Below are 15,576 nucleotides of genomic sequence, written 5' to 3'. Positions count from 1 at the left end.
TCTGTTGGATGATCCTCCCTTTAAGGGCGCTTCGGCGCCCTTTTTTTATATCCGGTTCAGTTCCCATCATCCCGCTGATCAAATTCAGTTCAGAAAGCCGTATATGGAGGGGTATAATCCCCATTCACAAATGCTCAATTCAGACCGAGCCATTCATTACGATAGATGTCATCATTGAGGTAGACTGGCCCTAAGCCGGTGAATTAGCCAGTACGCGCCACAAGCGGAACGGTAAAGACACGAGGGTGATAGATATATCTGCAAGGAGCTGCTCAGATGTTGGATACAACAAGTAAATTACCACGGCTGTTTACGCAATCTCTGCTGTTTGTACTGTTGATGGCGGGCTTACAACTGCAGGCGGAGGTCTATAAATGGGTGGATGAGCAGGGTCGTGTGCACTTCAGTGACCGGCCGGTGACGGGGGAATCCACAGAGATAAGGATCAGGGAACAGGAGAGTCCCCAGCCAGCGGCGGGACAACATGACAGGCAGATGGAGATGCGGCGCATGCTGGATGTCTATGCAGAGGAGCGTGCGGAGAAGAAAGAGGCAAAGCAGAAGCAACTGGCTGAGCGGAAAAGACGCAAGCAGAACTGCGTGCGCGCCAAAGACCGCTACAATTCCCATCTTCGGGCGACAGGTATCTATAATTTAGGCAATGACGGTGAGCGGCGTTATCTGAGCGAGCAAGAGCGTGCGCGGCATATAAAACGGCTTAAAGCCGATATCACGCGCTGGTGTCGGTGAAGGGGTTACATATAGGTGATTTCCGCCTCGCTGACAATCCGGTTTCTCCCCTCCTCTTTGGCCTGGTAGAGGGCCTGATCGGCACGTTCGAGCAGGGTCTCGGGACTGTCTCCCCTGCGACAGCTGGCAGCGCCCACCGAAACCGTAACCGATGGCAGTTTCTCTTTGGTGCTTCTCTTAATCAGTATCAGTTTAGCAACCGACTGGTGGATCGTTTCGGCGATGCTTATTGCATGGGTGATATCCGTTCCCGGCAGAAGCACGGTAAACTCCTCTCCACCATAGCGCGCGGGAAAGTCCACATCCCGCAACTGGTCTCTCATGATCAGTCCGACACGGCGAATAACTTCATCCCCGATCACATGGCCGAAGTTGTCATTGAACCGTTTGAAATGGTCAATATCGAGCATCAGTATGGAAAAAGGGGTGGATGCACCGTTGTGCGCCTCGACCAGTTCGTGCATACGTTTGTTGAGCGCACGCCGATTGAACAATCCTGTCAGCGCGTCAGTGGATATCTCATCGCGTAGCTTTTTCACTTCGGATTGCAGTGACAGACTCTGCTCTTCGGCCGACTCGAGGTGGTCTTGCAACATACGATTGTTTTGCATCGCTTGTGTGGTGGCCTGCATCAAGGTCTGTGCTATGCCGCGCAGATCTTCGAGACTGGGATTGGCATCCAATGCATGGCTCTGATTTAGCAGGGTCTCGCTGAAGAGATCGGTTTGGCTACAGTTGTTTGTCACTCCTTCGAGAACCTTGAATAGTAGATTGTGCAGGTCAGCCAGGTGGTCGTCCAGCTTGTCGTTTTCAGCGCCCTCGAGGCAGAGATTTTCAAACAAATGAAACAGAAAATGGCTGTCCAGATGGCCGGTTTTGTTGAGCTGGGCATCGATTATTCGTGTTAATTCACCATGACGCTGAGTGACATACTCATAGGCAACATGGTAACAGACAGGTGTAATGGGAATGTTGTAACGAATCAGCAGGTCCGTTGCCTGGGTATGCCATTCATTGGCCTCATCCGCTGCATCCAATCTGAAGCAGTGTGAATTGAGCATGGTAATCTGTACCGACTTATTATTGTCCCTGATTATTGGTGGAGATTATCTTTCCGGATCTTTCGGTTTCCCTCGTTTGCGACCGAAACGGCCACATCTTGAGGAATATATGGCAGGTAGTGTTAACGGATTGGCATTAAAAAAGGGGCTGGTCGCCCCTTGTAAGCTTAGGTGTTGAGAATTTTGTCAGTGCACACTGCCGAATGAAAGGTCCAGTGAGTAGGGTGGCAGTGGAATACCGGCAATCTTACACGCTTGGACTACCGGGCCCCTTGGAAAGAGCGTATAGAGATATCTTTTGCCGCCTCGATCCTTGACTTGTGTTGTCATCGCCTTAAGCACCAGTCTGGCGCTGCAGGTGGTGCCATGTTCTTCGCAGTGGTGGCGCAGGAAATGGATTATCTCCCAATGCGCATCAGTTAACTCGATATTCTCTTCCGAAGCCAAGGCAATCGCCTGCTCTTCGGTCCACTCATCGAAACCTTCCGGTGTGTTGCTGTTCTCGACAGCCATTGGGTTCATTTCGGGCATGGTCGTCTCCAGTGGTGATGGTCGTTCGTTTTAGCTTCATGCATTTATAGTTTTAGGGGCTCGATTGAGTCCATGCTCTAAAAAGATAGATCAGATTTTCGGAAAAACCAAGAAAAATAGTAGGACATAGTGCGGTCACACGGCAGGTTTGTGAAACTGGCGACAAAAGGGTCTGATTTAGCTACTATCTTCAAGCAAAATTTTATATGGATTTTCCGCTGCTTATGTCTAAATCATCCCAATTTGTCCTGGTCGATGGCTCCTCCTACCTGTTTCGCGCCTATCATGCCCTGCCCGACCTCAGTAACTCGCAAGGTGAACCAACAGGTGCGATTGTCGGCGTACTGAACATGCTGCGTCGGTTGATCAGCGATTTTGATCCCGACTATATGGTGGTCGTATTCGATGCACCCGGCGGCAGTTTCAGAAATGAGATTTATCCGGAGTATAAGGCCAATCGCCCCCCTATGCCGGACGATCTGCGCGATCAGATAGAGCCTCTGCATGCGATCATTCGGGCGATGGGCTTGCCGATGCTGGTGGTACCTGGGGTCGAGGCGGACGATGTGATCGGCACCTTGGCGCGACAGGCCACGGAACAGGGGATAGAGACTATGATTTCCACCGGCGACAAGGATATGGCACAGCTGGTGAATGAACGCGTCACGCTGATCAACACCATGTCAGAGACCACCACCGATATGGCGGGGGTATTGGACAAGTTCGGTGTCAGGCCCGACCAGATTATTGACTACCTGGCCCTGGTAGGTGACACGGTTGATAATATACCGGGTGTTCCGAAGTGTGGTCCTAAAACCGCGGCAAAGTGGCTGAATATCTACGGCACCCTGGATAATCTGATCGCTCATGCGGATGAGATCAAGGGTAAGATCGGCGAGAATCTGCGCGCCAGTCTGACACAATTGCCGCTCTCCCGTGAACTGGCAACCATAAAGCTCGATGTCAGCCTTGAAATGAGTCCAACTGATTACCGACCGGTTGAGCAGGACAGTGCTGAATTACGGCGTCACTATCAATGGATGGGATCGAACCGCCTGCTCGCAACCCTGGATGACGTGGAAACGGATGAGCCACAGCAGGCAGCGGAACAGACCGCTGTAAACTATGAGACAGTCTTGAGTGAGCCGGCGTTGAAAAGATGGATCGCGCAGCTGGAGGCCCATGGCTTGTTCGCCTTCGATACGGAAACCACCAGTCTCGACTATATGCAGGCCGAACTGGTCGGGCTCTCATTTGCGGTACGCCCTGGCGAGGCAGCGTATGTCCCTGTTGGTCACGACTATCCGGGTGCGCCAACTCAGCTGCCACGTGAGTTAGTGCTTACTTACATGAAGCCGCTGTTAGAGAATCCAAAACTGAAAAAGGTGGGTCAAAACCTGAAATACGATATGAGTGTATTGGCCCGTTACGGCGTCGATATGCACGGCATCGCGTATGACACCATGCTCGAATCCTACGTGCTCGATTCCACAGCTACACGGCATGACATGGACTCCATGGCCAAGCGCTATCTGCAACATGAGACAATCCACTTTGAGACGATAGCCGGCAAAGGCAAGAAGCAGTTGACCTTTAATCAAATTGATCTGGAGTTAGCCGCCCCATATGCGGCTGAAGATGCGGATATTACCCTTCGCCTGCATAATTATTTCTGGCCGAAATTCGAAAGTGAGCCTTTACTAACATCATTATTGACGGAACTTGAGGTGGCGTTGATTCCGGTGTTGTCGAGGATGGAGCGAACCGGTGTGGCTATCGACAGCAGTATGCTGCGTAAGCAGAGCGATGAGTTGGCAAGCAGTATGCACCAACTCGAACAGAAGGCCTATTCCCTTGCCGGCCATAGTTTCAATTTGGGTTCACCGAAGCAGATTGGGGAGGTCTTCTTCACCGAACTGGCACTCCCGGTGATTACAAAGACACCCAAGGGGGCGCCCTCAACGGCGGAATCGGTGTTGGTCGAATTGGCGGAACAGGGGCATGAGCTGCCGGCAGTGATTCTGGAGCATCGCGGTCTCTCCAAGCTCAAATCGACCTATACGGACAAACTGCCTGAAATGGTCAATCCGCAGACCGGACGAGTACATACCTCATACCACCAGGCGGTGGCGGCAACAGGACGACTCTCCTCCACCGACCCCAACCTGCAGAATATTCCCGTACGCACAGAGGCTGGCAGGCGCATTCGCCGGGCATTTGTAGCGCAACCGGGCTGGAAGATGCTGGCAGCGGATTACTCCCAGATAGAATTGAGGATCATGGCCCATCTGTCAGGGGATGAAGGGCTTCTGCGAGCATTTTCCGAAGGCATGGATATCCATCGGGCTACTGCGGCGGAGGTTTTCGAAGAGCCGCTGGACCGTGTGACAACGGAACAGCGACGCTCTGCCAAGGCGATCAACTTCGGTTTGATCTATGGTATGTCAGCATTTGGTCTGGCGCGTCAGTTGGGTATTGAGAGAAACGCGGCCCAGGCCTATGTGGATCTCTATTTCAAACGCTACCCCGGCGTGCAGGCATTCATGGATCGGACGCGTGAACTGGCCCATGATCAGGGTTATGTCGAGACCCTTTTCGGCCGCCGTCTTTACCTGCCTGATATCAACGCAAAAAATCATCAACGCAGGACGGCGGCGGAGCGTACGGCGATCAATGCGCCGATGCAGGGGAGTGCGGCTGATATCATCAAACGCGCCATGTTGGCTGTAGACGCTTGGATACTGGCCAGTACACCGCCCGCGCGACTTCTTATGCAGGTTCATGATGAGCTGGTGCTGGAAGTCGAAGAATCCTATGTCACTGAAGCAAAAGGCATTATTGCGAATTTTATGGAGACGGCGGCCAGTTTGGCAGTGCCCTTACTGGTGGATGTCGGGGTCGGCGAAAACTGGGATCAGGCGCATTGAACTTTATATAAATTCACCAGTCTATCTAGCTGTAAGTCGTACGACGAGGGTCGCTTTTCCTCCCTTTGCGACCCATCCTTCCCGGTGACCCCATCCGGGAAGATCCGGCCCCGTCAGTCTCTCCCCTTAGGCTGATGGGGCTTTCTTTTTTTTAGCGGCCAGCGGCCAGCAGTCAGCGACCAGCAGGTTGCGGTCAGGGGGATGGGTTTGTGTTCGAGTCCGGTTCCAGTTCGAACCACAGGTCCAGCACCCGGTGGCACTCGTCAATGCCCTGTTTTTTCAATGCGGAGAAGCGTTGGATTGAGATCTCCGGGCGATCACCGAGCTCCTTTTTGACCTTCAACAGGGTGTTTTTGGCAGCGCCGGTCTTGAGTTTGTCGGCCTTGGTCAGGAGGATGTGTGTCGGCAGGCCATGGTAGGTATTCCATTGCAACATCTGCAGATCGAACGCTGTCAGCGGATGACGGATATCCATCAATAAAACCATGCCCCTGAGACATTGCCGTTGTTCGATGTAGTGTGCAAGTGTCTTTTGCCACTCTTTTTTGATCGATTCCGCGACCTTGGCATAGCCATAGCCCGGCAGATCTACCAGCCGACGGTCGCTGTCCAAAGAGAAGAAATTCAGAAGTTGGGTCCTGCCTGGTGTTTTACTGGTTCGTGCCAGAGATTTCTGTCCGCATAAGGCGTTCAGGGCGCTGGATTTTCCGGCATTGGAGCGTCCGGCAAACGCCACCTCGAAACCGCTGTCTGTCGGGGATTGGGAAAGTCGGGCCGCACTTTTCAGGAAATGGGCCCGGTGATAATAGGGATTCATGGCATTGCTACTAGGTCTCGAAATGCCATGGCGGCTGTTTGGGTCAGCTGCTCCAGAGTCGCTGGATCCAGGATTTTTTGCTCAACCTGGGTTGAGCGCCTGCCTTGAGGAAAAAGCCGCTATATTGCATGTCCTCTTCCATGATGTGCTTGGTCAGCCAGGTCTTGAGAAAGTGCATCAGCTCAAAACCGATGGCGGTCTTGCCGGTGGCTACTTTTTCTTGCAGGTCTGCCACGGACTGGAGCAGCTCTTCATGTATCTCTTTATGGTCTTCATAACCAGGGTAGTTGAGGATTCGCATCAAGCTCTCTTCAACCGCAAAATGGATCCTCGTGTAGTCAGCCAGATCACCCAGGATACTCTTCACTACATCACTGCCATGGCGTTGATGAATGGCTTCATGCATCTTGTTGACGAGCTCGACGAGCATCTTGTGCTGTTCATCGATTTCTTCAATGCCGACACTGAGTGCGTCGGACCATTCTACGAATTTGCTCATAACTGCTTCCCTATGCCTGCGAGTAATGTCTGATTTGACAACAGAAAATCCCGGCATTGTGACAGGGATCACGCAGCCGTACAACTTAGTGCGGCAGGATTGTTTTTAACTTTAGTCGGTTTTTTTCCACTCGCCCGACTTTCCCCCGCTCTTTTCCGTCAGCCGAATGTCGCTGATTATCATGCCCCTGTCAACGGCCTTGCACATGTCATAGATAGTCAGGAGGGTGATCTGGGTCGCGCACAAGGCTTCGATTTCAACACCGGTCTGGCCTACGTTTTCCACGTGGGTATGGCAGTGGATTGCATTCTCGCTCTCATCTGGACGAAGGTCGATCTCAACCTTGGTCAGTGAAAGCGGGTGGCATAGGGGAATCAGTTCCGGCGCCCTCTTGGCGGCCATAATGCCGGCGATGCGTGCGACACCGAGCACGTCTCCCTTTTTATGGCTACCTTCCAAAATCATCCGCAGTGTTTCGGGTTGCATGGTGATACGGCCCTCTGTGATGGCCCTGCGCCTGGTCGATGGTTTGTCTCCGACATTGACCATATGGGCCTCACCGGCGGCATTGAAGTGAGTGAAATCAGTCATGAGTGCTCCTGTCCTTCATGGACAACAGAGTTTGAACAACCAAACGACTCTCCTCGGGCCTTGATTGGCGCTTTTCCGGCTAAACAGCGCCGACAGGCCCTATTGTCCAGCGTCAAGCTCAATCTGCTTGGAAACCTCTCGCGATTCAAAGGTCATATTCTCCAGGTCTGCCATGACATAGGTTGCCGGTGATTTTCCGACACCACCAATCGTACCGGGATTGACCAAATGGGTGACACTGCCTTTGATATTCACGAGTTGCTCGATTTTTAATTTATGGCTATGCCCGCAACAGACCAGGTCCCAGTCACCGGTTGCAGCCATGGCTCTTGCGTAGTGGGGATAGTGGACGAGAAAGATATTACGTCCTGCCAATTCGACCGCGGCATCCATGCCGTGGTAGTGAAAATTGTTCTCATCCCGGCTTGCAAGCCGTCCCAGGGTATAGAGATCACCGCTATTGTTGCCATGGATGACATGAACCGGCAAGTCATACTTGTCCAGACAGTGTAGCGTACTCGGCGCGACCACATCGCCACAGTGCAAAACAGCTTCCGCCTCCTCGGCCTTGGCCGCCTCAACAGCGGCTTCCAGCAAGGGAATATGATCGTGGCTGTCAGAGAGAATGCAGATTTTCATCGCGTACTACTTCCTCGCTGCAGTACCGGGATATACGGGATATAGGGGAGTAAACTTAGCCATGAAGGGCCGGCCGTTCATGGTTTAGAAGTTCGGTTTTTCCGGTGCGTCTTTGTACATCTGTACCGAGTTGCTGACCTCCTCTTTGGCGGCCTCGGCACCTTCCCAGCCCTTAACACGTACCCACTTACCCTCATCGAGGTCCTTGTAATGTTCGAAGAAGTGGGCAATGCGTTCCATCAGTTCCTCAGGCATGTCGTCCGCCGATTTGACATGTCTCCAGCGACTTGAAACGTCATCCGCCGGTACCGCAATGACCTTGGCGTCATCACCGGATTCATCGGTCATTTTCAAAACGGCTACCGGTCGGCAGCGGATCACAGAGCCAGGGATCAACGGGAAAGCGGTGGGTACCATCACGTCGCAGGGGTCTCCATCGTCAGATAGCGTGTGTGGGATATACCCGTAGTTGGCCGGATAGTGCATGGCGGTGCGCAGGATGCGGTCGACAAACATGGCGCCTGTCTCCTTGTCCACCTCATATTTGACCGGATCGGCGTTGGACGGGATTTCGATAATGACATTGATTTCATCAGGAATATTGTTTCCTGAGGCGACTCGGTCCAGATTCATATTTGAGACCCTTGCGGTTGATCGTAGCTGACTATATCCGGCAGGCGGGCCGGAATTCGTGTGAGGTGTGAAGATTACGGATAACCTCGTCGGGTGTCTAGCCCAAAGCCTGTGTGAGATTGCGAAATGTTCAAACTGATGTCCACAGTAGGATTGTGGAATTATCCGGGTTTCCGCATCTAATCAGGCCGCACAGGCGCTTCCGGGCCCGATGAGTGAGAAAGTAATTTGTACGGCAGCCTTGAACACCAATTACCACAATTCAGGAGATGCTGATCAACGGTTTTTTGTCCAGGTATGGCGTCCATTTACGGTTTGTGAATTTTGTGTCAGGTATCCGTACGACCAGGTAGGGGCCGTTACGAAAAAGGGGAGCCGAAGCTCCCCCGTGCGTGTTGACAGCGCTGGCTCTGCTAGAGAATAGGCACGATCAGCAGGGCAACAATGTTGATGATCTTGATCAGCGGATTGACCGCGGGACCGGCGGTATCCTTGTAGGGGTCGCCTACCGTGTCGCCGGTGACCGCCGCCTTATGGGCATCCGAACCCTTACCACCGTGGTTGCCGTCTTCGATGTACTTCTTGGCGTTATCCCAGGCACCGCCACCGGCGGTCATGGAGATGGCCACGAACAGGCCGGTGACGATGGTGCCGATCAACAGGCCGCCCAGCGCCTTGGCGCCGGCGTCACCGCCCATCAGCCACCCGATGCCCAGGGCCACTACGATCGGCATCAATACCGGTAACAGCGATGGGATGATCATCTCCTTGATGGCCGCTTTGGTCAGCAAGTCCACAGCACGTCCGTAATCCGGTTTCTCGCTGTGATCCATGATGCCGGGTTTTTCCCGGAACTGGCGACGCACTTCGTTGACAATGCCGCCGGCGGCTTTGCCAACCGCTTCCATGGCCATGGAACCGAACAGGTAGGGGACAAGTCCGCCAATGAAGAGACCGATCAATACCGCTGGATCGGAGAGTTCAAAGCTGATGGTCTTGCCTGCGTGCTCCAGGGTGCTGGTGAAGTCGGCAAACAGCACCAGGGCGGCCAGACCGGCGGAACCGATGGCATAGCCCTTGGTGACGGCCTTGGTGGTATTGCCCACGGCATCCAAGGGGTCGGTGATATTGCGGATCTTCTCATCCAGTTCAGCCATTTCGGCGATACCGCCGGCGTTGTCTGTGATCGGGCCATAGGCATCCAGTGCAACGATGATACCGGTCATGGAGAGCATGGCGGTCGCCGCAATGGCGATGCCGTAGAGTCCGGCCAGGTCGTATGAACCCCAGATTGCGGCACACACCGCAATCACAGGCGCAGCTGTGGACTTCATGGAGATGCCCAGGCCGGCGATGACATTGGTGCCGTCACCTGTGGTGGAGGCTTGGGCAATCTGACGCACCGGCGAGAACTCGGTAGAGGTGTAGTATTCGGTAATCACTACCATCGCGGCGGTCAGAACCAGGCCGATCATGGCAGAACCGAACAGCTGCATGGTGTTGAAACCGCCGACTCCGTCCATGATCATGTCAGTGGCGAAGTAGAAGGCGATGGCGGCGAGGAGACCGGATACGATCAAACCCTTATAAAGAGCGGGCATGACGTTGGTGTCTGTGTCCTTTGCCTTGACAAAGAAGGTACCGACGATGGACGCGATGATGGAGACACCGCCCAATACAAGCGGATAGAGTATCGGTGCTGTGCCGGCATCGGCCATCAGCAGACCGCCGAGCAGCATGGTTGCAACCACGGTAACGGCGTAGGTTTCGAACAGATCGGCTGCCATGCCGGCGCAGTCGCCCACGTTATCACCCACGTTATCGGCGATAACCGCGGGGTTGCGGGGGTCATCCTCGGGGATGCCCGCTTCAACCTTGCCTACGATATCGGCACCCACATCGGCGCCTTTGGTAAAGATACCGCCACCAAGTCGGGCGAAGATGGAGATCAGCGAACCGCCAAAGGCCAGGCCAACCAGGGGATGCAGGGGATCCTCGACCCCCATGGCGATGAGAATGGCGTAGTAACCGGCCACACCCAACAGTCCAAGTCCGACAACCAGCAGGCCGGTAATGGCGCCGCCGCGAAATGCGATCTGCAGCGCCGCGTTGATGCCGTTGTCGGCAGCTTGAGCCGTGCGCAGATTGGAGCGAACGGAAATATGCATGCCGATGTAGCCGGCAAGGCCTGAGAAGACGGCGCCGATGGCGAAACCGACCGCAGTCGCGGTTCCGAGGAAGTACCAGAGTATGACGAACAGGATTACGCCGACGATACCGATAGTGGTGTATTGGCGGTTGAGGTAGGCCTTGGCGCCTTCCTGTACGGCGCCGGCTATCTCTCGCATCTTCTCGTTGCCTTCGGGCTGCGCAAGTATCCATTTTACGGATAGGAAGCCATAGGCAAGCGCGGCAACCGCACAGGCTAGGGCGAAGATTAGTTCTGTGTTCACTTATACATCCTCCAATGAGATAGACGAAATGGGTTCTGGTAACAATTCATTTACACCACCTGAGCCCTGACGCAGTCCGGTCAGGCCGGTTTCGATCAGCAGACCATTCTGGCAGGGTTGGGCGCACAAAAAAAGGGGCTTTTAAGCCCCTATTGATTTAGATTAAAGTTCAAAGCTGTCCAGTTTCCTGGGTACCGCCACACCCTTCATGGTGACATAGTCTGGCATGCCGTTTTCAGTGTAGGGAGGATAGGCCTCGCCCTTGATCAAAGGATAGAGGTACTCCTTGCAGGCGGCCGTGATGCCGAATCCGTCATCGGTGATGAACTCCATCGGCATCATCTTTTCGACATTCGCCACCTCGCTCAGGGGGGCTTCGCCGATACTCCATTTGTATGGGCTGGAAGACTCCCGCACCACTGTGGGCATGATGGAGTTTTTACCCTCCAATGCCTTCTCCACTGCCGCCTTGCCCAAGGCATAGGCCTGCTCGACATCAGAGGCCGATGCAAGGTGACGGGCGGCCCGCTGCAGGTAGTCGGCCACGGCCCAGTGGAATTTGTAACCCAGGGCGTATTTGATCATGTTGGCGACCACGGGAGCGGCGCCACCCAGCTGGGCGTGGCCGAAGGCGTCGCGAGTACCCTGTTCGGCGAGAAATTTACCATCCGGCCAGTGACAACCCTCCGAGACCACGATGGAACAGTAACCGTGTTCCTTGACCTTGGTGTCGACCTTGGCGAGAAACTTCTCCTGATCGAATTCCACCTCTGGGAAGAGAATGACAACCGGTATGCCGTTGTCCTCAACCAAACCGCCGGCAGCGGCGATCCAGCCGGCATGGCGGCCCATGACTTCGATCACGAATATCTTGGTCGATGTGGCAGCCATTGAGCGTACATCGAAAGATGCCTCCAGTGTGGAGACGGCGATATACTTGGCTACCGAACCGAAACCCGGACAGTTGTCGGTAATCGGCAGGTCGTTGTCCACCGTCTTGGGTACATGAATCGCCTGTACCGGGAAACCCATCTTTTCAGACAGCTGGGAGACTTTGTAGCAGGTGTCGGCCGAATCACCACCGCCGTTGTAGAAGAAGTAGCCGATATTGTGGGCCTTGAAAATCTCAATCAGGCGCTCGTATTCCCTTTTATTGTCTTCCAGGCTCTTCAGCTTGAAACGGCACGACCCGAAACCGCCGGAAGGCGTGTGTTTGAGAGCAGCGATATCCTCAGCCGATTCGGCGCTGGTATCGATCAGGTCTTCGGTAAGCGCGCCTATGATGCCATTGCGTCCGGCGTAGACATTGGCAATCTTATCGGGGTGTTGGCGGGCGGTTTCGATAACCCCGCAAGCGGAGGCATTGATCACCGCGGTGACCCCGCCCGATTGGGCATAGAAGGCATTTTTAGCAGTCATTTATTATGATCCCCTTAGTTTATTGATATCTATTTAAAAATCCGGGTACGTATCAATGGCCTCTATAGGTCACCTCTCTCTCTTGCCGCATGATCGGCCTGAGCCTGCAGCAGGGAGACGATGCATTCCGTGAGGTCGTCGTATTCGTCGACACCGGTGCCATACTGTTGATAACCCCGGTAGAAAAACTGGCAGCGGTATTTGCGGCTGCCGGTTTTGAAAACAATGAAATTGCAGCCCTCTTGATTCCAATAGATGACCGGACAGCTCGATAGCTCTCGATCGGAGGGCATCAGGCGTATCTCGGCATCTGCAATCTGGGTTTCAACTTTACCTCCGTAACGTTCAGTCAACGTGGTTTCGATGATCCAGTGTTCAGATTCTGTTATATCTGGAATTTCAGGCATGAAGGCCACTCTGCATTAGGTCACTGCATGAGGCAGAGAAGAATAATCTAATTGATCTGTTTAGTACACAAAGTCCGTTGACTTTGCGGGAAATCTTGGATTAGCTTACCCAAGCTCACAGCTGGCGGCTAATGCAAAACTTGGATGGAGCCATGGATTTTCTTAATTGATACACCCGACAAAGGGATCTGACAGTGGAATTATGCATGAAGAGTACCTGTAGCAACGGTGGCCGGATTAAGCGAAAAAATATCGTGGGTGTCTACGAGATCCAGCTTAAATAGCTGTAATAAAAGGAAAAACAACTTTTTGTTTGTAGCGTTGGAGATATCAGGGGATGCGAATTGTAATACTGGGGGCACCGGGGTCGGGTAAGAGGACACAGACAGACCTGCTGGCTGATAAATACGGCCTATCCCCAGTGATGACGGGCGAGCTGGTGAAGGATGCTGTGCTGAAGCGGACGCCACTGGGTCTCGAAATTAAAGGACTGCAGGAAGCCGGCAGGGTGGTAACTGAGGATATAGTCCTGGCACTGCTGCGTGAGCGGTTGCTGAAAACTGAACTCCAGGATGGTTTCGTACTGGACGGCTTTCCCAGAAATCTCCTGCAGGCGCTGACTCTCGATGAACTGATGATCGAGATCGATCAACCCTTAGACCTGATTCTGCTGATCGATATTGAGACAGACACCCTCATGGAGCGCCTGGTGGGGCGACGCACCTGCCGCAGTTGCGGGCTGCTCTACAACATCTATAGGAACCCTCCGGTTGTTGATGGTGTGTGTGATGTCTGTGGTGGACGCCTGCACCAAAGGTCGGATGACAACGAAGAGACGGTCAGCAGTCGAATTCACGTCTTCGACCATCTGATATCGCCCCTGATCACCCACTATGGGAAGCAGGGTAAATTGGTCAAGATTGACGGCAATGGCGAGATCCATCAGGTTTTCCAGCTTATCTGCAAGACGATCGATGAAGGAAGCCGGCAATCCGGTCAGGATGCCTCGATTGAAGCTCCGCCGGTACTCGAGGAGCGTACAGAGGAGAGCGATAAGAGCCTGGTACTTGAAGAAGCAACCACCCGATCTGCCGCAGAGACAGTGGCTCCTGTGACTGTTGCAAGCCGGGAGAAGAAGGAAAAGGTTCCTGCTCCGATCAAGGTGGCGAAGAAAAAGGCGAGCCGAAAGAAGACTGATACGAAACGGGCAGCCAGGAAGCAGACAAGCAAAAAAAAGCCGGCTGCCAGGCAAGTGGCTAAGAAAAAGGCTTCCAAAAAGAAGTCGAGCACACGGACAGCGGCAAAGTCACGCGCGGTTAAAAAGAAATCAAGCACTCATCGGACTGCGCAGAAAAAGCCGGTAAAAAAGCAACCAAGCAAGAAGAAGCCAAGCAAGAAGAAGATGCCGAAATCTGAAGTGGCTCCAAAGAAGAAGGTCGCGACAAAAAAGGTTGCTACAAGGCCGTCAACCGGGAAAAAGGCAAAAGGCACAACCGGAAGTACCAAGAAACGCAGCAAGGTATCGGCCAAGTCCGATCGAACAGCTCTACGGCAGCGTGGCAAGGCGGTAAAAAAGCGCGCGAAAGTGAAAGCAAAAGCAAAGAAGAGGGTTTCCACCAAGGGCGTGGCCAAAAAGAGGACCCCTAAGAACACCGGATTGAAAAAAGTGACGGCAAAGGTTTCATCCGGCAAGAAAACAGCGGTGAAAAAAACTAAATCCAAGCGTTCCAAATCCAGGAAGAAGTAGAGACTTGGGTAGTGACTGTAAACAGCTAAGTCATGCTTTCTGTTGCTTGGGAATAATATTCGTTTGTCATAAATACCCAAAAAACGTAAGGTAATAGACATGGACCTGTGACATGGGAATCACACTTCATGGATAGGCTTAACTACTGCTTAGGATTAATCTTCGGCCCTCTTCTGCTTCTCTCGGTATTGCCTGCTCAGGCCGCCATGTATAAATGGTACGATGAGCAGGGCAAGTTGAACTACACACAATCCCCTCCTCCTCCTGGAAGCCGGCGGGCCACTATCAATAGCGACAGTTTCAGTTCGGTGAATATGCGCAAGGTGCCGACGATCAAGCGTGCCAACACAACCAAACGAAGCAGAAAAAAGGCGAGTAGGGTTGTTAAGAAGAGGCGAACCAAACGGACTACGCGTTCTACTTGTTCGCTGCGCTAGCCGGCCACAAGAAGAGAATATCCGAATCAGCGTTTTCTGCTCGTTGTTCGCTGCGCTACCCCTTTGACATTGAGGAGCGTTTAAATTCGGTGCCCTTGCAGCCGGAACAGGGTGGGATGTGTCCGGTTTTTTTGAAGTGCATCTCCTTGTTGCAGCTTGTGCAGACAAGGGTTCCGGGCCCCGTAACCTCGCCAGTGTGATAGAGTGACGATTGGCTGGCCCGTTCGGCGAGTTTCGCCAGCTCCAGCTTGGTTTGATCGGCAACCCCGGTGAACATTTCAAACAAGCGGTTTTCCACCTGCTGCACATCGAAGCGCCACCAGGCGGAGAGCTGCTCACCGGTCTCCAGCAGGTAGTTGGCCGCATCCTTCATGTCACGCTCGATGTAACCAGACACCTTCTCCGCTTCCTCCCGGCTGAGCTCACCCAGTTCGATCAATTTCTCTCTGGCATCCGCCAAGTACTCCTTGATACCTGGAAGGGTATTCTCCCTGGCGGACTCCGCCGCTTTGTGTACCTCATTCAGCATTTTATCGTAGGCTGAGGCCAAACGATCAAAGGGATCTTGGGGTGTCGAAGGTGACATGGCTGACTCCTTGGATCTGGGTGCCAATTCTTGTTGCTCTACAGATAATGATGGATCAAATTTCCGCTATCGCCAAGGG

15 protein-coding genes are annotated in these 15,576 nt (G+C 53.4%); 4 read left to right on the top strand and 11 right to left on the bottom strand.

All coding sequences use genetic code 11. The annotated features are described in order from the left end of the window. Positions 1–276 precede the first annotated feature (276 nt). The gene (locus CODIS_RS01495; protein WP_069120965.1) at positions 277–750 is read left to right on the top strand and encodes a DUF4124 domain-containing protein; all 474 of its coding nucleotides are present in this window, start codon (positions 277–279) and stop codon (positions 748–750) included. Positions 751–755: 5 nt separating this feature from the next. Here CODIS_RS01495 and CODIS_RS01490 read toward each other — a convergent pair whose 3' ends face one another. Next, positions 756–1,811, bottom strand: a complete 1,056-nt coding sequence (locus tag CODIS_RS01490; protein ID WP_069120964.1) for a GGDEF domain-containing protein — start codon at positions 1,809–1,811, stop codon at positions 756–758. A 186-nt stretch (positions 1,812–1,997) separates the two neighbouring features. Then, positions 1,998–2,342 (bottom strand): TusE/DsrC/DsvC family sulfur relay protein, encoded by a 345-nt coding sequence (locus tag CODIS_RS01485; protein WP_069120963.1) that lies wholly within the window; start codon positions 2,340–2,342, stop codon positions 1,998–2,000. A gap of 224 nt (positions 2,343–2,566) precedes the next feature. Here CODIS_RS01485 and polA point away from each other — a divergent pair, with 224 nt between their 5' ends. After that, a complete protein-coding gene (polA, locus tag CODIS_RS01480) occupies positions 2,567–5,269 on the top strand; it encodes a DNA polymerase I (protein WP_069121160.1) in 2,703 nt (900 codons plus the stop codon). Between the two features lie 193 nt (positions 5,270–5,462). On the opposite strand, the gene yihA is transcribed toward polA, so the two are convergent. The 8 genes from yihA to CODIS_RS01440 form a co-directional block, all read right to left on the bottom strand. After that, positions 5,463–6,086: a ribosome biogenesis GTP-binding protein YihA/YsxC gene (gene yihA / locus CODIS_RS01475; RefSeq protein ID WP_069120962.1), complete on the bottom strand. Its 624-nt coding sequence runs from the start codon at positions 6,084–6,086 to the stop codon at positions 5,463–5,465. A 43-nt stretch (positions 6,087–6,129) separates the two neighbouring features. Continuing rightward, the gene (locus tag CODIS_RS01470; protein ID WP_069120961.1) at positions 6,130–6,585 is read right to left on the bottom strand and encodes a bacteriohemerythrin; all 456 of its coding nucleotides are present in this window, start codon (positions 6,583–6,585) and stop codon (positions 6,130–6,132) included. Between the two features lie 111 nt (positions 6,586–6,696). After that, positions 6,697–7,176, bottom strand: coding sequence for a cyclic pyranopterin monophosphate synthase MoaC (gene moaC / locus CODIS_RS01465; RefSeq protein ID WP_069120960.1), 480 nt, complete (start codon positions 7,174–7,176; stop codon positions 6,697–6,699). A gap of 99 nt (positions 7,177–7,275) precedes the next feature. Continuing rightward, entirely contained in the window at positions 7,276–7,815 is a 540-nt protein-coding gene (locus CODIS_RS01460; RefSeq protein WP_069120959.1) for a metallophosphoesterase family protein, read from the bottom strand. Between the two features lie 84 nt (positions 7,816–7,899). Then, positions 7,900–8,448: an inorganic diphosphatase gene (gene ppa / locus CODIS_RS01455; RefSeq protein ID WP_069120958.1), complete on the bottom strand. Its 549-nt coding sequence runs from the start codon at positions 8,446–8,448 to the stop codon at positions 7,900–7,902. A gap of 413 nt (positions 8,449–8,861) precedes the next feature. Beyond that, positions 8,862–10,901 carry a sodium-translocating pyrophosphatase gene (locus CODIS_RS01450; protein ID WP_069120957.1) on the bottom strand — a complete coding sequence of 680 codons (2,040 nt, stop codon included), beginning with the start codon at positions 10,899–10,901 and terminating at the stop codon, positions 8,862–8,864. 162 nt (positions 10,902–11,063) lie between these two features. Further along, positions 11,064–12,320: a 6-phosphofructokinase gene (locus CODIS_RS01445; RefSeq protein ID WP_069120956.1), complete on the bottom strand. Its 1,257-nt coding sequence runs from the start codon at positions 12,318–12,320 to the stop codon at positions 11,064–11,066. 62 nt (positions 12,321–12,382) lie between these two features. Then, the gene (locus CODIS_RS01440; RefSeq protein ID WP_069120955.1) at positions 12,383–12,727 is read right to left on the bottom strand and encodes a hypothetical protein; all 345 of its coding nucleotides are present in this window, start codon (positions 12,725–12,727) and stop codon (positions 12,383–12,385) included. A 337-nt stretch (positions 12,728–13,064) separates the two neighbouring features. Here CODIS_RS01440 and CODIS_RS01435 point away from each other — a divergent pair, with 337 nt between their 5' ends. Continuing rightward, complete coding sequence (locus CODIS_RS01435; protein WP_069120954.1) at positions 13,065–14,474, top strand: adenylate kinase family protein; 1,410 nt, start codon at positions 13,065–13,067, stop codon at positions 14,472–14,474. A gap of 128 nt (positions 14,475–14,602) precedes the next feature. Continuing rightward, complete coding sequence (locus CODIS_RS21665; protein WP_083220492.1) at positions 14,603–14,911, top strand: DUF4124 domain-containing protein; 309 nt, start codon at positions 14,603–14,605, stop codon at positions 14,909–14,911. A gap of 55 nt (positions 14,912–14,966) precedes the next feature. Here CODIS_RS21665 and CODIS_RS01430 read toward each other — a convergent pair whose 3' ends face one another. Further along, complete coding sequence (locus tag CODIS_RS01430) at positions 14,967–15,497, bottom strand: zinc ribbon-containing protein (RefSeq protein ID WP_069120953.1); 531 nt, start codon at positions 15,495–15,497, stop codon at positions 14,967–14,969. Between the last annotated feature and the right edge of the window lie 79 nt (positions 15,498–15,576).

Origin of the sequence: Candidatus Thiodiazotropha endolucinida (genome assembly GCF_001715975.1) — a bacterium.
In the GTDB taxonomy this organism is placed as follows: domain Bacteria; phylum Pseudomonadota; class Gammaproteobacteria; order Chromatiales; family Chromatiaceae; genus Thiodiazotropha; species Thiodiazotropha endolucinida.
Note: the sequence above shows the minus strand (reverse complement) of the source record. Positions and strands in the feature narration are given on the sequence as shown.

Excerpts from the sequence above, each read along its gene's own strand:
- CODIS_RS01495 (WP_069120965.1), top strand. The coding sequence starts at position 277 with ATGTTGGATACAACAAGTAAATTACCACGGCTGTTTACGCAATCTCTG.
- CODIS_RS01490 (WP_069120964.1), bottom strand. The coding sequence starts at position 1,811 with ATGCTCAATTCACACTGCTTCAGATTGGATGCAGCGGATGAGGCCAAT.
- CODIS_RS01485 (WP_069120963.1), bottom strand. The coding sequence starts at position 2,342 with ATGCCCGAAATGAACCCAATGGCTGTCGAGAACAGCAACACACCGGAA.
- polA (WP_069121160.1), top strand. The coding sequence starts at position 2,567 with ATGTCTAAATCATCCCAATTTGTCCTGGTCGATGGCTCCTCCTACCTG.
- yihA (WP_069120962.1), bottom strand. The coding sequence starts at position 6,086 with ATGAATCCCTATTATCACCGGGCCCATTTCCTGAAAAGTGCGGCCCGA.
- CODIS_RS01470 (WP_069120961.1), bottom strand. The coding sequence starts at position 6,585 with ATGAGCAAATTCGTAGAATGGTCCGACGCACTCAGTGTCGGCATTGAA.
- moaC (WP_069120960.1), bottom strand. The coding sequence starts at position 7,176 with ATGACTGATTTCACTCACTTCAATGCCGCCGGTGAGGCCCATATGGTC.
- CODIS_RS01460 (WP_069120959.1), bottom strand. The coding sequence starts at position 7,815 with ATGAAAATCTGCATTCTCTCTGACAGCCACGATCATATTCCCTTGCTG.
- ppa (WP_069120958.1), bottom strand. The coding sequence starts at position 8,448 with ATGAATCTGGACCGAGTCGCCTCAGGAAACAATATTCCTGATGAAATC.
- CODIS_RS01445 (WP_069120956.1), bottom strand. The coding sequence starts at position 12,320 with ATGACTGCTAAAAATGCCTTCTATGCCCAATCGGGCGGGGTCACCGCG.
- CODIS_RS01440 (WP_069120955.1), bottom strand. The coding sequence starts at position 12,727 with ATGCCTGAAATTCCAGATATAACAGAATCTGAACACTGGATCATCGAA.
- CODIS_RS01435 (WP_069120954.1), top strand. The coding sequence starts at position 13,065 with ATGCGAATTGTAATACTGGGGGCACCGGGGTCGGGTAAGAGGACACAG.
- CODIS_RS21665 (WP_083220492.1), top strand. The coding sequence starts at position 14,603 with ATGGATAGGCTTAACTACTGCTTAGGATTAATCTTCGGCCCTCTTCTG.
- CODIS_RS01430 (WP_069120953.1), bottom strand. The coding sequence starts at position 15,497 with ATGTCACCTTCGACACCCCAAGATCCCTTTGATCGTTTGGCCTCAGCC.